Annotated in this window: 14 protein-coding genes; 7 read left to right on the top strand and 7 right to left on the bottom strand. The window is 64.8% G+C overall.

The window, feature by feature from the left end:
* Positions 1–82: 82 nt before the first annotated feature.
* The 4 genes from ACLMAJ_RS13760 (at position 83) to ACLMAJ_RS13775 (ending at position 4,737) form a co-directional block, all read left to right on the top strand.
* Positions 83–1,390 carry a transcriptional regulator gene (locus ACLMAJ_RS13760; RefSeq protein WP_412014025.1) on the top strand — a complete coding sequence of 436 codons (1,308 nt, stop codon included), beginning with the start codon at positions 83–85 and terminating at the stop codon, positions 1,388–1,390.
* A 92-nt stretch (positions 1,391–1,482) separates the two neighbouring features.
* The gene (adh, locus tag ACLMAJ_RS13765) at positions 1,483–3,006 is read left to right on the top strand and encodes an aldehyde dehydrogenase (protein ID WP_412014026.1); all 1,524 of its coding nucleotides are present in this window, start codon (positions 1,483–1,485) and stop codon (positions 3,004–3,006) included.
* A complete protein-coding gene (locus ACLMAJ_RS13770) occupies positions 3,003–3,539 on the top strand; it encodes a DUF779 domain-containing protein (protein ID WP_412014083.1) in 537 nt (178 codons plus the stop codon). The genes adh and ACLMAJ_RS13770 overlap by 4 nt, the downstream gene beginning before the upstream one ends.
* Positions 3,540–3,909: 370 nt before the next feature.
* Entirely contained in the window at positions 3,910–4,737 is an 828-nt protein-coding gene (locus ACLMAJ_RS13775) for a ParA family protein (RefSeq protein ID WP_412014027.1), read from the top strand.
* Positions 4,738–4,779: 42 nt separating this feature from the next.
* Here ACLMAJ_RS13775 and ACLMAJ_RS13780 read toward each other — a convergent pair whose 3' ends face one another.
* Positions 4,780–6,174 (bottom strand): outer membrane protein assembly factor BamB family protein, encoded by a 1,395-nt coding sequence (locus tag ACLMAJ_RS13780; RefSeq protein WP_412014028.1) that lies wholly within the window; start codon positions 6,172–6,174, stop codon positions 4,780–4,782.
* Entirely contained in the window at positions 6,174–7,520 is a 1,347-nt protein-coding gene (locus ACLMAJ_RS13785) for a hypothetical protein (protein WP_412014029.1), read from the bottom strand. The genes ACLMAJ_RS13780 and ACLMAJ_RS13785 overlap by 1 nt, the downstream gene beginning before the upstream one ends.
* Positions 7,521–7,755: 235 nt before the next feature.
* Here ACLMAJ_RS13785 and ACLMAJ_RS13790 point away from each other — a divergent pair, with 235 nt between their 5' ends.
* Together ACLMAJ_RS13790 and ACLMAJ_RS13795 are read left to right on the top strand one after the other, a co-directional pair.
* Complete coding sequence (locus tag ACLMAJ_RS13790; protein WP_412014030.1) at positions 7,756–8,355, top strand: YdeI/OmpD-associated family protein; 600 nt, start codon at positions 7,756–7,758, stop codon at positions 8,353–8,355.
* Between the two features lie 48 nt (positions 8,356–8,403).
* Positions 8,404–9,102 (top strand): hypothetical protein, encoded by a 699-nt coding sequence (locus ACLMAJ_RS13795; RefSeq protein ID WP_412014031.1) that lies wholly within the window; start codon positions 8,404–8,406, stop codon positions 9,100–9,102.
* Between the two features lie 26 nt (positions 9,103–9,128).
* Here the strand turns inward: ACLMAJ_RS13795 and rbsD are convergent, their stop codons facing one another.
* The 5 genes from rbsD to ACLMAJ_RS13820 form a co-directional block, all read right to left on the bottom strand.
* Positions 9,129–9,521 (bottom strand): D-ribose pyranase, encoded by a 393-nt coding sequence (rbsD, locus tag ACLMAJ_RS13800; RefSeq protein ID WP_412014032.1) that lies wholly within the window; start codon positions 9,519–9,521, stop codon positions 9,129–9,131.
* 13 nt (positions 9,522–9,534) lie between these two features.
* Positions 9,535–10,530 carry a ribokinase gene (locus tag ACLMAJ_RS13805; protein WP_412014033.1) on the bottom strand — a complete coding sequence of 332 codons (996 nt, stop codon included), beginning with the start codon at positions 10,528–10,530 and terminating at the stop codon, positions 9,535–9,537.
* Positions 10,527–11,312, bottom strand: coding sequence for an ATP-binding cassette domain-containing protein (locus tag ACLMAJ_RS13810; RefSeq protein ID WP_412014034.1), 786 nt, complete (start codon positions 11,310–11,312; stop codon positions 10,527–10,529). The genes ACLMAJ_RS13805 and ACLMAJ_RS13810 overlap by 4 nt, the downstream gene beginning before the upstream one ends.
* Positions 11,313–11,317: 5 nt before the next feature.
* A complete protein-coding gene (locus ACLMAJ_RS13815; RefSeq protein ID WP_412014035.1) occupies positions 11,318–12,283 on the bottom strand; it encodes an ABC transporter permease in 966 nt (321 codons plus the stop codon).
* A gap of 73 nt (positions 12,284–12,356) precedes the next feature.
* Positions 12,357–13,373, bottom strand: coding sequence for a sugar ABC transporter substrate-binding protein (locus ACLMAJ_RS13820; RefSeq protein ID WP_412014036.1), 1,017 nt, complete (start codon positions 13,371–13,373; stop codon positions 12,357–12,359).
* Between the two features lie 137 nt (positions 13,374–13,510).
* Between ACLMAJ_RS13820 and ACLMAJ_RS13825 the strand changes: the two genes are divergently transcribed.
* On the top strand, positions 13,511–14,515 hold the full coding sequence (locus ACLMAJ_RS13825) for a LacI family DNA-binding transcriptional regulator (RefSeq protein ID WP_412014037.1): 1,005 nt from the start codon (positions 13,511–13,513) through the stop codon (positions 14,513–14,515).
* Positions 14,516–14,536 lie beyond the last annotated feature (21 nt).

The following is a 14,536-nucleotide window of genomic DNA, read 5'->3' on the forward strand; positions in this document are numbered from 1 at the left end:
CACGGTCCATCTTTGTCACCCTCGCATACACCGGATGTGACCGGCGTTACAGTGGTTGCGGGGCAGAGGTGAAGGAAACCGATTGAGCACAGCAGCGCACGGAAATCCCTGGGTCGCCGTGCGACCGGGCGATGACGTCGCGCAGCTGGCGCGGCGGGTGTCGTTCGCGCATCGTTCCTTCGTCGAAGGTGTCGACCGGCTGCCGTCGCTGCGCTCCGATGGTGACTCGGTGCGCTCGGTGGTTCTCGATTCCTGGCATCGCAGTCGCGACAATGGCGTCGACCCGGACGGGTTCGGCGATGCGGTGGATCTCGATGGTCTGGAACTCCAGCGGTATCGGGCCGCGCATCCGACGGCGCTGATTCGGCCGGTGGTGCGGAAATTGCTGGTGGAAGATGCTGCCGATGCGGGGCTACTCGTCGCGATCAGCGATGCCGAGGGGCGGCTGCTCTGGGTGGAGGGTGATTCGAAGGTCAAGGATCGGGCGCTGGCCATGAACTTCGTCGAAGGCGTCGATTGGAGCGAGGACCGGGTAGGCACCAATGCACCCGGCACGGCACTCGCCCTCGATCACCACGTGCAGATTTTCGGAGCCGAACACTTCAGCCGCGCGGTGCACGAGTGGAGTTGCTCCGCGGCCCCAGTGCACGATCCGCTCAGCGGCCGGATCATCGGCGCCATCGACATCACCGGTGGCCCGCGAGTCGCTGTGCCCGAGGTACTTTCGCTGATCAGGGCCACGGTGCTCGCCGCGGAATCCGAGCTCCGGCTACACCTGCTCAACTCGCCGAAACCACCCCACCCGGCGGCCGCACGCCTACAGGTGCTCGGTTCGGACCGCCCGTCGCTGACTCGTGGCGGCGAGCGCATCCGCCTCTCGCAGCGGCATGCCGAGATCCTATTGCTTCTTGCCGACCATCCGGAGGGCCTGAGCGCCGACCACCTCGCCATGCTGCTCGACGAATCGGAGTTGGACCCGGTGACGGTGCGAGCGGAGCTGTCCCGGGTGCGAAAGATGTTGGGCGCCAATGCTCTCGGCTCACGCCCGTACCGACTGCTGATGGATCTCGACACCGATGTCGGCGAGGTTCAGCGGGCACTGGCACGCGGCGATACATCGGCGGCATTGCGCGCCTACTCCGGCCCGATTCTGCCCCGCTCGCTCGCACCCGGCATCGAGGAACGTCGCGTCGAGTTGCGTGGTCGCCTGCGCGCCGCCCTGCTGAGGGCGGGTGATCGCCGTTTGCTCCGCCGCTGGACCAGTTCGGTCGACGGTCGCGAAGATATTGCGGCGTGGACCGCCTACCTTGCCTCACTCGACCGGCGGTCCTCGATGTATGCCCAGGTCAGAACGCAGCTGACGCTACTGGATCGCAAATTGGGCATCTGACCAGTTTGTTGCAACTGTCGTGCAACATGCTGGCTCGTAGTGTTCCGGATCACACCTGATACAGGAAATGTCCGCAGAACGAGGAGCCCTCGATGACTGTCTTCGCCCGCCCGGGAACACCCGATGCCGCCATGTCCTTCCAGGCCCGATACGACAACTGGATCGGCGGCGAATGGGTAGCGCCCGTCAAGGGTCAGTACTTCGAGAATCCGACCCCGGTCACGGGTCAGCCGTTCTGCGAGGTCGCCCGAGGCACCGCCGAGGACATCGAACTGGCTCTCGATGCAGCGCATGCCGCCGCACCGGCCTGGGGCAAGACCTCGGTCGCCGCGCGCGCGGTCATCCTCAACAAGATCGCGGACCGGATGGAGGAACACCTCGACGCCCTCGCCCTCGCGGAAACCTGGGACAACGGCAAGCCGATACGCGAGACCCTGGCCGCCGACATCCCACTCGCGGTCGACCACTTCCGCTACTTCGCGGGCGCCATTCGCGCCCAGGAGGGTTCGCTGTCGGAGATCGACGTCGACACCATCGCCTACCACTTCCATGAACCGCTCGGCGTGGTCGGCCAGATCATTCCGTGGAACTTCCCGATTCTGATGGCTACCTGGAAGCTCGCACCCGCCCTCGCCGCGGGCAATGCCGTCGTCCTCAAGCCCGCCGAGCAGACCCCCGCCTCGATCCTGTTCCTGATCGGCCTCATCGGTGACTTGTTGCCGCCCGGCGTGCTCAATATCGTCAACGGCTTCGGCGTCGAGGCGGGCAAGCCGCTGGCGTCGAGCCCACGGATCAAGAAGATCGCCTTCACCGGCGAGACCACCACCGGCCGTTTGATCATGCAATACGCCTCGCAGAACCTGATTCCGGTCACCCTGGAACTCGGCGGCAAGAGCCCCAACATCTTCTTCTCCGACGTGCTCGCAGCGAACGACGACTTCCAAGACAAGGCACTCGAGGGCTTCACCATGTTCGCGCTCAATCAGGGCGAGGTCTGCACGTGCCCGTCGCGCGCGCTCATCCAAGCCGATATCTACGACGAATTCCTGGCCTCGGCAGTGGTGCGCACCAAGGCCGTTCGGCAGGGCGATCCGCTCGACACCGACACCATGATCGGCGCGCAGGCCAGCAACGACCAACTCGAAAAGGTCCTGTCCTACATCGAGATCGGCAAAGGCGAGGGCGCGACGCTGCTCACCGGCGGTGAGCGTGCCGACCTCGGCGGCGACCTGTCCGGCGGCTACTACGTGCAGCCGACAGTCTTCGCGGGCAACAACGCGATGCGGATCTTCCAGGAGGAAATCTTCGGTCCCGTCGTCTCGGTGGCCCCGTTCGCGGACTACGACGACGCCATCAAGATCGCCAATGACACGCTCTACGGACTCGGCGCGGGCGTGTGGTCGCGCGATGGCGCGGTGGCCTACCGGGCTGGCCGCGATATCCAGGCCGGACGGGTATGGACCAATACCTACCACCAATACCCCGCGCATGCGGCGTTCGGCGGCTACAAGCAGTCCGGTATCGGCAGGGAGAACCACCGCATGATGCTCGATCACTACCAGCAGACGAAGAACCTGCTGGTCGGCTACGCGTCCAAGGCGCAAGGCTTCTTCTGATGGCCGACGCCATTCCCCGGCGTGTGCGTGCGACCGCGGCGGCGATGGAATTACTCCGTCGCCTCCGCGGCATGCACGGTCGGCTGATGCTGCACCAGTCCGGCGGCTGCTGTGACGGTTCGGCCCCGATGTGCTATCCCGCAGGCGAATTCGTGATCGGCGATCGCGATGTGCTGCTCGGACTGCTCGATCTTCGGTTGCAGGTCGGCGAACTTTCCGAAACGCCGCCCGAACCCGACGATATCGCGGCGGTGTGGATCTCGGGCCCGCAGTTCGCCGCATGGCAGCACACCCAGCTCGTGCTCGATGTCGTGCCGGGACGAGGTTCCGGCTTCAGCCTGGAGTCGCCGGAGGGGCTCCGATTCCTCAGTCGTGGAAGGGTTTTCGAGCCAACAGAGCTGAACGCGCTAGCCACTGTCGCGGCCGTGACCGGCGAAAGCTGGGAACGCGGCGAACGCCCGGCCGCATCCATCGAACCCCAGGTCGTCGCCGAGGCGGCCGACGCCTGCCCGGTTCCCGGGCGTGCAGGCTGATCCTTGGTCCAGGCCGTCACATCCTGGCTAGCGGAAGTACGCGTAGTCCTGCACCCAGCATCACCCGAGCACACGCCGGAACTCTCACCCTCATCCCCCGCCCCGCCGGCGGGTTACGTGTCACGGTGCAACTACCCGCGCGGTCACAAGAGGCGGGCCTGAGCGCCGGTGGCCACCGAGAACACTGAGGGCGACAACACTCCAGGCAAGTTCGAGGGAGTGATTCGTGAGCAACACTCACCCGCCCTGTTGATCCGCCGTTGGGAACCTCCGGCTAACCTAGCGACATGTCAGCAACCGATCTGTCACCTATTGAACTGCCCCGCAGTCAAAGTGAGTCGAAGACAGCAACCGGCAGGAGCGTCGGCGGATGCTGAGTGTGGTCGATGCGTCCGCAGCCTCGAGGGAGACCGAGGTATCCCGAGGCGAAGCACAGATTGTTGCCTTGTGTAATCAGAAGGGCGGCGTCGGCAAGACCACCTCGACTATCAATCTGGGCGCTGCGCTCGCAGAATGCGGTCGGCGTGTTCTAGTGGTCGACCTCGATCCGCAGGGGGCGCTGTCTGCCGGGTTGGGTGCTCCCCATGACGTGAGTTGGACTTTATACGACCTGCTCGGCAGGGCGGCGCCGCCGATCGACGAGGTGCTGATGAAAACCAGCGTCGACCACATGGATCTTCTTCCCAGCAATATCGATCTGTCCGCGGCGGAGATCCAACTGGTCAACGAGGTCGGTCGGGAACAATCGCTACGGCGCGTGCTGGATCCGATTCGTGACCGCTACGACTACATTCTCATCGACTGCCAGCCCGCATTGAGCTTGCTCACCGTGAATGCGCTTGCCTGCGCGGACGGTGTGATCATCCCGATGCGGTGCGAGTTCTTTTCGCTGCGCGGGCTCGCGCTGCTCATCGACACCATGGACAAGATTCGCGACAGGCTGAACCCGCGGTTGAGCCTGTTCGGAATCGTGGTCACCATGTTCGATGCCCGCCCCCTGCATTCGCGTCAGGTATTGGCACGGGTTGCCGAAACCTTCGGCGAGCGGGTCTACGACACGATGATCTCGCGAACCGTCCGGTTCCCCGACGCCAGTATCGCAGGCGAACCCATCACTACCTGGGCACCCAAATCTGTCGGTGCCGAGCAATACCGAGCATTGGCCCGAGAGATCATCCACACCGCCCGGCCTCGGTGAATCGACGACCGGTTCCGCTCTGAGCGGCTGGGGCTTACCGCCCTAGCGGTTGAGGGGGCGCAGCCCGATCATCGTCCGGGCGCAGGCGTAGGTGTAGCGACCACTCCTGTGCGCGGCGAGCCGACCGCCGTCGGTGATGGCGGCGTGGTCGGCGTTCACGGCGAGAAACGGGATATCCCACACCGTTTCGCCGGTCCACGGGTTTACCGCCCACAGTCCGGTGTAGTCGGAGAGGACAACGGTGTGCCCGTCCCACCCGTGGATCGTGCCGGATCGGTCGGTCTCGGCCTGCCACAAGCGGTGTCCGGTGCGCATGTCGAGGCCAGTTGTGGTGTGTGCGACGGTATCCCGCAGCAGCGCGACGTCGCCGAGAATCGCCGTCGCGGTGCCGACCGTCGCATCGACGTTGTGGTCGTTCGTCTCGCGGGGCGTGGAGATCAGATCAGGGCTGGTCCACATCCGGTTCCCGGTGTGACGGTCGTGGGCGCTGTCGCCGAGTAGCACGGGAATGGTTTCGTCGACCGGCAGATCGATCGAAAGGGTATGGGCGATCTCGCTGTCGGTGGTGGCAATGGTGCGGCCTGTGCGGTCGATCAAGTCGCTGCCGACGATCCGGTAACCGCGGCATTCGGTTCGGATGCGCACGACTAATGCGCCGCTGGTTTCGGTGGCGTCGGAACACCCGTCCAGGCCGACGGTCCAGCGGGGATCGCCACTGGCGCGGTCGAATCCGGCGAGATCGGCACCGAGAGCCAGCACGCCCTGCCCGTGGGACACCTCTAATGCGTTGGCGGGGAGGTCTTCCCAGGCGGTGCCCATGGTGAACGCACGGGACCAATAGGCATCCGGATCGGCGAGGGTTCCGGCGTGGACGCGCACATCATCGGACTCGACGTCGCCCTCGGCGAGATACACGCGATCATCAGCCGTCGCGATGGCGAAGATATTCCAATCCGTCGGCGTACGAGTGATCTTCCCGGTGGCGATGTCGTAGCCGATCAGCTCCGGCGCGGAGGTGAAACATACGAGCCGACCATCGACCGGGGTGGAACCACAACCGCCCAGGTCCGCGGCGGGAGTCTGCCAGCGCTGCGCGCCGGTGGCCGCGTCGATGCCGACCAGCATCGGACCTTGCAAGGACATGCCGCCGTTCGACACACCGATCACAGTCACGAGCGTGTCACCGGCATCGACGAATCCTGGACCGCCCATGTCGTATTCGGTACCGGAAGCGGGGTCGCGGAACTCCGCGAACCCCCGCCCGTAGGTGGCAGCGGCGTCGACCGACCATGCGAGCCCAGGAGCGGAGTCATTGGTACCGGTGATCTTGCGCGTGCTGTCATCTGGGTTCAGCAGCACGATAACCGCACCGGCACTGGTGATTACGGCGGCCGCGGCGGCGAGCACCAAGTTACGAAGGCCAGGGATCGATGTCATCACGGCACCTCGAGGCCCGGGGTCAGGGCAATCGCCTCGAGTAGCGCGAACGACAAAGGTTCCGCGAGAGCGTCGGCGGCGGAGGCGAGTTGGACCCGAGTACCCGACCTGCGGGTGACGATGACGATGCGTGTGCTTTGCGATGAGGGCTGGGCCGTCGGATCCGCCATCGTGGTCCGCCATTCCCGGTTCTCGACGACCGACCCGTCCGCTAACCGCCGTGACGTCGCGTGTTCCGCGCCGTTATCCGGTGAAGTGTCGGACTCCGATGGGAGGACCTGTCCGGTGGTAATCGCAATGCTCAACCGCGATTGCCGTCCGGGCGTAGTGACTCGGACAGCCTGGCATACCCCACCCTCGTCGGTGGGTCGCAGTGCGCCCAGCGGCTGGTCGAGGGTGAGGCCGTCGAGCGGGATCCGCGCCAGCACCGCGTCCAGCCGATCGGCATCCGCCTGATCGACGGCAGCGGAGGACTCCGAGCCCGCGTTGCAGGACTCGGGTGGATTCGGCGTCCCAGGCGCAACCGAGGCGGTGACCGCGAGCCCGGGGGCCGTGACGAGGGCGACGAGATCATCAACGCTCAGCGGGACGGCGCCGGTGTGGCCGGCGCCGCCCGCGGCAACATCGTCGGCGTTGGCATGGGCGATGGAGCCGTCGGGCAGATATGCGCTAGCGGTGCGTGCGAGGGTCCGTACCCCATTGGTCTCGGACCAGGTGTCATGAGTGTCGACGATTGTGCCGTCGATGAGGTGGCGCCGTTCGTCGAGATCGCCTGCGACACACGGTGGGATCGGCGCGGTGGACTGCCGGACGGTCACCGACAGCGCGCCCGCTCGGGCACCGCGCAATAGCGTGGCGTGCGCATTTGTCCAACCGCCGAATCCCTCGGACTCCGTGGGATTACCGAGGATCGGCTGGAACAACAGCGACTGATCCACGGATGCGAAGGCGACCACCACATCTTCGGGCAGCGCGTCACGCAGTGCCTGCGTCATCGCGACCGCTTTGCGGCCGGAGAACCACGGATAGGACGGATTGTCGTATCCGAACTCGTCGGAAAAAGCCGACATGAACGATCGCCCCTTCCCGGGGGGCTCGACGACATCACAGCCGGGGATCCGAGCCGGAAATGTAACAGGCGCAGTGACATACGAGTATTCGACCGGCTCCGGCGGCACCGACGCGGTCGGGGTAAGCGGTGCGGTCGTCAGTTCCAGCTGCGGCTCGTGCAGCAGCCCACCGACGATTACACCGGCCGCCACGATCGCCACACAGGTAAGACCCACCGTCCACCCGGTCACAGCGCGGGACGGCGTGGCCGCGCCGTTGCTATCGCCGCTTTCCATATCCTGCACCGTTTCTGCCCGTCCGATATCGAGGTGGTATCTGCGCAAGCACGTGACCCCGACGGTTATCGAGTGGTCAGCGGTCCCATAGTGGCACGGCGATCTTCATGGGATCCAACTCGGTTCGGACGGCCCACCGCTCGGAGAACAACTCCTCAGAAAAGTGCTCATTCATTGAGCACTTTGACTGAGATACTTGTTTATCAACGACAACGAGCTGACGAAGTAGACAGAAATGCTGGAATACGGAGATCTCATGGCACACCTCGAGCACGCCGACCCGTTCACCTTCGCCGATCCAGGACAATGGGAGTCCTGGCTGGCAGCCCATCACGCCGACAGCAACGGCGTGTGGATGAAGATCGCCAAGAAGCATTCGGACAAGGCGACGATCGCTCTCATCGACGCACTGGATGTCGCCCTGTGCTACGGCTGGATCGACAGCCACCGCAAAGCCTTCGACGACGACTACTATCTGCAGCGGTATTCCGCGCGACGCCCGAACGGCCACTGGTCGCGGGTCAACGTCGACAAGGCCGAGGCACTGATCGCCGCCGGACGCATGCAAGAGTCAGGATACGCCGCGATCCGAGCCGCTCGAGCGGACCGACGATGGGATGCGGCATACGAGTCACAGCGCAACGCCACAGTGCCGGACGATCTTTCGGCAGCACTCGCGCGCAACGAGCGGGCGCGAGAGAAGTTCGAACTGCTGGACCGCACCCATCGATACGGTCTGCTCCTGCACCTGATGAAGGCGAAATCACCGAGCAATCGTGCTACCCGGATAACTCGGATCATCGAAACCCTGCTACCTGAACTTCCCGCTGAGTGAGCCCCGGTTCCGGTGCCCGTACACGCGGATAAGGGCTAGCCTCTATCCGTGAGCGGAGACCTCCCATCCGGCGAGCGAGACCCGAAGGGGCACATCCAGGGTCAGGCCAACCTGGATGCCCAGCAGCACAGCAAGCAAAACGAGTCGTACACCCGCCAGGTCCGGTCCACGACCAACTTGGGCGTATGGAAACGCGACACGGAGGAAAGCCGTGCGGGTACGAAGGAGAAGAGACGCACCGTAAAGGTCGCGATGGCGGGCGGATTCCTCATCGCCGGTGTGATCGGCGCATCGCTCATCTACGCGGCGCCGTGGTCCGGCCACGGAAGCGACAATCTGAACGCGGACGCGCAATCGATATCGACATCGACCGTCCAAGCCGGCATGTCTCGAATTTCCATCACCCCCGCACCATCGGCGGCGGTTGCCACACCGACACAAATACCACCGACACAGGTTCTGGCACAGCGCTGCCCCGACGGCATCGTGTGCTGGTGGGACATGTTCGACTTCAAGGACCTGCTGCCCTCTTTGCCGCACGGTGAAGTACCCCCCATCGCACCCGGAAGTTGCCTGGAACTCGGTGTCAGGAGTCTTGGGCCGAAAGGGGCCGGGTCGGCTGCCAACAACAGCACTGTTCCGCAGACATTCTGGGAGACCGGTGACTGCCACGGCCGGTCGGTCATCCTTCAACCGGGACAACAAATGGCGATGCTGCCGAATCTCCCTTTCTCACTCAGTGGTTGACCGTTGACGAATCAGCACCCTCGCCGTCAGCGCAGCCATGGCACGCCTGCGCGCAACAGCACGTTGGCATAGGGTTTCGCCTCGCCGGTGCGCACAACGAAGCGGCAGTCACCGATTCGACGCTTGAACTCCTCGTGGTCGATCAGCTCGGCATCGAGGCGGTTGGTGAGCAAGTCGACCGCCTCCGGGTTCGCGGTGGCGACATCGGCACTTCCCCAGGCGGCCTCCACGGTGACTTCATCGAGAATCAGCTCGACCACCGGCAAGAACCTGGGTAATCCGTAGCTGATTCCGAGATCGATCACGCGGACTCCGGCCGGCACCGGTAGGCCGGAGTCGCTCACGGCGAAGGTGTCGGTGTGACGGAGAGCGACGAGTGCCGATATCAGTTCGGCGTGGATCAGTCCACTGGTGCGCACTGAGGTGCTCCAATCATATTGCGGTAAAGCGTGTCTCGATGAGATAGGGCAGTCGGATCGGTCGGGCCGGTGGCACCTCGGCCAGTACGGCGGCAACCTGCGCGTGCGTGGGATATGAGGTGTGGGTGCCCGTCGACCGGACGGAGATCGAGGCGGCCGCGGTGGCGAAGCCAACTGCCTCGCCGAGATCGAGCCCGGCGGCGAGTGCGCTCGACAAGGCACCGACATACGCGTCGCCGGCCCCGGTCGAATCCACCGAGACAACCTGTGGTGCTTGCTGATACACAACCTCGACCTCGTGCGGTCCGTCCGTGCGACGAGCCCACACCGAACCCGCCGCACCCAATGTGGCGACGACAGATCGAGCCCCGCGCAGGCACATCGAGTGCGCGGCCGAGCCGGCTTGCTCACGGCTTCCCGTCGGCATTCCACTGATCTCCGACAACTCGTGCTCGTTCACCACCAGTGGATCGCATCGGCGCAGCAGCTCGTCATCGAACTGCGCGGCGGGGGCGGCGTTGAGCACGAACCGACCGGCCAGGCCCGCGGCCCAGGTGACCACCCGCAGCGGGATCTCGAACTGAGCTACCACCACGTCGGCCGCCGCGAGCAACTCGGCCTCGGCCATGGCAGTCAACTCGGCGTCGGATTCCCACACGAAGTTGGCGCCGGGATCGACCACGATCTGGTTGTCACCCGCGGCCACCGCGATATAGGCCGTGCCGGTTCGCACATCCGGAACCTCGCGCAATCCGGTCGTTTTCACACCGGCCCTGGTCATCGCCCCTCGCAACGACTCGGTGACCGGATCACGACCGATTCGGCCGATGAACTGCACGGACCCGCCCGCTTTCGCCGTGGCCACCGCTTGGTTGGATCCCTTGCCTCCCAGGTTCGTTCGAGAAGCGCTCGCCAGCACCGTCTCTCCCGGTCCTGGCAACCGCGCCACCTCACAGACGACGTCCTGGTTGACCGAACCGATGACCGCGACTCGCCCGCCGCGTATCACGAAACCTCTCTTTCCGCAGCGGAAATCGCCTCGAGGTTGCCCGGTGCGGCGCCGGTGATCAGCGCGACCAAGCGGTCGCCGTCGACGTCGGCCACCTTGTGCGCGGCCACCGAGCGGCCACGACGCAGGACGGTTACGTTGTCGCAGATGCGCATGACCTGGGCCAGGTCGTGACTGATGATCAGGACAGTGACCCCGCGGTCGCGCAGACCCCGAACCAGCTTCTCGACCGCGGCGGTCTCGCGCACGCCCAGTGCTGCGGTCGGCTCATCCATGATCACCATCGCCTTGCCCCAGGCCACTGCGCGGGCGATGGCGATACTCTGCCGCTGGCCACCGCTCATCCGCCGAACCGTAGTGCGGACCGAGGGCACGTCCACATCCAGATCACTCAGGATCTCGCCACTCTTGGCGATCATCTCCTTACGGTTCACAACCTTGATCGGCCAGAACGGGTACACGAGTTCCCGGTTGAGGAACAGGTTTTGCCAGACCGTCAGATCGTCGATGAGAGCGAGATCCTGATATACGGTCTCCACACCCATCTTTCGGGCGTCCTCCGGCGATCCGAGCCGAACCGGCTCCCCGCGGAACAGGATCTTTCCAGAGTCGGGCGGGTGGACGCCGGTCAGGCAGCGCACCAGCGTGGACTTCCCGGCCCCGTTGTCGCCGACCAGCGCGGTGACCTCGCCCTCAGGAATGGTCAGGGAGACACCATCCAACGCGCGGACGGAATCGAACGATTTCGTGAGGTCGTATGCCTCGAGCATCGGTTTCGTCATGGCGTTCACTTCCGGAATCGCGAGATCGCGGCCGCCAGCAGCAACACCGCACCGACCGCGAGCGGTTGGTAGTACTGCGAGATGCCCAGGATGGTGAACCCATTGATCAGCGAGGTGAAAAGTATCGCGCCGCACACGGTGCCGAGCACCGAAGCCTTGCCGCCGCTGAGCGAGGAACCTCCGAGCACCACTGCCGCGATCGAACTCAACAGATAGGTGGTTTGCAGGGACGGGTCGGCGCCGCCGTTGCGGGCAACGAGCATCACGCCCGCGACACCGCACAACAACCCACATGCGCCGTAGGCGAGTAATCGGATGCGGCGCACCGGAATTCCGGTCTCACGCGCCGAGTCGATATTGCCACCGGTGGCCAGCAGGTGTGTCCCGACCCTGGTGCGGAACAAGATGCCCGCCACCCCGAGCGCGGCGACCAGTGCGAACAACCAGAACCAGCGGAAGGGTCCGGCGCCATCCAAGGCGAGACTCTGTAGGAACGCCGAGTTCACCGGGATGCTGTTGCCACTGGTGAGCAGCAATGTCAACCCACTGAGCACGCTCAAAGTGCCGAGGGTGACGACGAAGTCGGTCATCTGAAAGCGACCGATCAGCACGCCGTTGACCACCCCCGCCACCAAGCCGCCCAGAATCGCGGCAACGATGCCGACCGTCACCGGATATCCATGACTGGTCAGATAACCCAGCAATGCCGCCGACCACGGCAGCGTGGCGCCGACCGAGAGGTCGATACCACCCACCACGACCGCGAACTGCTGTCCGAGTGCCAAGACCGTCAGGATCGTCGAGGCGACCAATAAGTCGTCGATATTGTCGGCGGTCAAGAAATTCGGGGTGGCGATGAAGAACGCCAGCCACACGACGACCAAGGCGATCGGCGCGGCGAAGTCGGCCAGCTTGGCGGGAATGCGCCGGTCGGCCCTGCGGCCCTGCGCGACCTGGGCGGTGTCACTCACACTTCCACCTCGCCAACGCTCGGTTCCACCGTGCGCGACACGCACTGCGACATGGCTCCCTCGCTACGCTCGCTCACTTGTTCACCAGTCCCGCCAACGGGTTGTCGAAAGCCGCGACAGGCTTGGGGAATGCGGCGATCTGCTGCTCGACGTTGTCCGGGCCGATGAATGCGATCGGTGCGACCACACGAGCCGGAATGCTCTTGCCCTGATGCAGTGCGAGGCAGCCCTGAACCGCGAGTTCACCTTCGGCGTAAGGGTATTGAGTAACCGTGCCGTACAGCGTGCCCGCCTTCACCGCCGCCAGAGCCGACTGGATACCGTCGACCGAGATCACCTTGACCTGCGCGGTACGGCCCGCGTTCTTGATCGCTTGTGCCGCACCGAGTCCCATGGTGTCGTTGGCAGCGAAGATACCGGTGATGTCGGGGTGTGCCTTCAGGATCGCCTCGGTGACCGTGAGTCCCTTGTCCTGTTCGTAGTCCGCGGGGGCGCGCTGGACAATCTCCAGTTTGCCTGCGACGGCATCGGCGAAGCCCTTGTCGCGATTGATCCCGTTCTGCTCGCCCGCGATACCTTGCAGCACAACCACTTTCCCACTACCGCCGAGCGCCTCCAGCATTTTCTCGCCCGCGATCCGGCCGGCGGCCAGGTTGTCGGAGCCGATGAAGCTCGCGTAGTCGACCCCGGCTTCCTTCGAGGCATCCACGTTGATTTGGGTGTCCAGGTTCAGAATCGGAGTCTTATTGCGCGCCACGGGAACCAGCGGCGTGATCACGTTGGTGCCGTTGACCGGCACCACGGCGAAGCAGTCGTAGCCCTGCGCGGCCAGCGTGGAAATCTGGGCATTCTCGCCGTCGGCGTCGGTTTCGGACTGTCCGGCCTGCACCGCGACCTTGACACCGAGCCGATTGCCTTCGGCCAGCGCGCCGTCACGCAGCGCCGCCCAATAGGGGTTGGTGAAGTTGCGAGTGACGACCGCGATCTTGAAGTCCGCGGACTCGCTGTCGCCGCGACCGCAGCCGACCGTGAGAGCGAGGGCGCTGACGAGGGCCATGCCGGCGGTGGCATACCTGAATCGAGAGTTCATCTGTTGTTCGACCTATCCTGGACTGAGTTTCAACTCGTGTTGACAACTCGAATTGATGTGTAGTGTGTGACCTGACTCACCAGCTGTCAAGGGGTTCTCCGGCAGCTCGCGAGAATTATCAGGATTTAGGAGTTTCGATGGCAGTCACCCGAGCCGATGTCGCCCGGCTCGCGGGCACCTCCCCCGCCCTCGTGAGCTACGTCCTCAACGGCGGTCCGCGGCAGGTCGCACCGGCGACACGCGCCCGCATCGAAGCCGCCATCGCCGAACTCGGCTACCGGCCCAACATGTCGGCGCGCAGCCTCCGGATGAACCGCGGACACGCACTCGGCATGGTCATCCCCGACGGGTCCAATCCGTTCTTCGCCGAACTATCCGCGGTAGTCGAAGCAGCGGCGTTCGCCAGGGGATATCCGCTGATCGTCGGAAATGCCGCCGGCGACGAGGCCAGGGAACGGGCGTACGTGAGCGCTTTCATCGACCGTCGTGTCGAAGGGCTACTAGCGATCTCTTCGTACTGGGAATCGGGCATCGCCGACGCGTGCTCGGCCGCCGGCATGGCGCTGGTCGCGGTGGACCGGATCATCGACCCGGCACGCTGCGCGCACGTGATGTCCGACTCCCTCGCTGGAGCCAGAACCGCTGTCGACCATCTGATCTCGCACGGGCACAGCGATATCGCGTGCCTCAGTGGACCGCATGTGTCGACCGCCGACGATCGGGTCGCAGGCTACCGCGAGGCGCTGCAGCACGCCGGTTTGCCCGAAAATGTCATCGTGCGCGCCGAATTCGGTGGCGCCGCAGGCTATCGCGCACTCAGCGAAATCATGAACGGCATTCCCCGACCGACCGCGGTATTCGTGACAAGTGACCTCCAGGCAATGGGGATGCTCCGCGCAGCCTACGACGCGGGCCTGCGCGTCCCAGACGATCTCGCGATCGTCGCCTTCGACGGGATCGAGTACACCCGCTACACCCGGCCGGGGCTGACCACCATGGTCCAGCCGACCCGGCGAATGGGTGAGCTGGCAGTGGAAATCTTACTGAAACAGATCGACACCGGCACCACCGAGCCGGGCGTCCGCAGCCTCGCCGCGGAGTTGAAGACCCGCGGTTCCTGCGGTTGCGCGGACGAGTTCTAGCCGCGCCGCCCTGCTCGCGGC

The sequence above is a fragment of the Nocardia arseniciresistens genome (assembly GCF_046764875.1).
In the GTDB taxonomy this organism is placed as follows: Bacteria; Actinomycetota; Actinomycetes; order Mycobacteriales; family Mycobacteriaceae; genus Nocardia; species Nocardia arseniciresistens.

Coding starts and splice junctions, on each gene's coding strand:
- adh (WP_412014026.1), top strand. CDS start 1,483: ATGACTGTCTTCGCCCGCCCGGGAACACCCGATGCCGCCATGTCCTTC.
- ACLMAJ_RS13775 (WP_412014027.1), top strand. CDS start 3,910: ATGCTGAGTGTGGTCGATGCGTCCGCAGCCTCGAGGGAGACCGAGGTA.
- ACLMAJ_RS13780 (WP_412014028.1), bottom strand. CDS start 6,174: ATGACATCGATCCCTGGCCTTCGTAACTTGGTGCTCGCCGCCGCGGCC.
- ACLMAJ_RS13785 (WP_412014029.1), bottom strand. CDS start 7,520: ATGGAAAGCGGCGATAGCAACGGCGCGGCCACGCCGTCCCGCGCTGTG.
- ACLMAJ_RS13790 (WP_412014030.1), top strand. CDS start 7,756: ATGCTGGAATACGGAGATCTCATGGCACACCTCGAGCACGCCGACCCG.
- ACLMAJ_RS13810 (WP_412014034.1), bottom strand. CDS start 11,312: ATGACGAAACCGATGCTCGAGGCATACGACCTCACGAAATCGTTCGAT.
- ACLMAJ_RS13820 (WP_412014036.1), bottom strand. CDS start 13,373: ATGAACTCTCGATTCAGGTATGCCACCGCCGGCATGGCCCTCGTCAGC.
- ACLMAJ_RS13825 (WP_412014037.1), top strand. CDS start 13,511: ATGGCAGTCACCCGAGCCGATGTCGCCCGGCTCGCGGGCACCTCCCCC.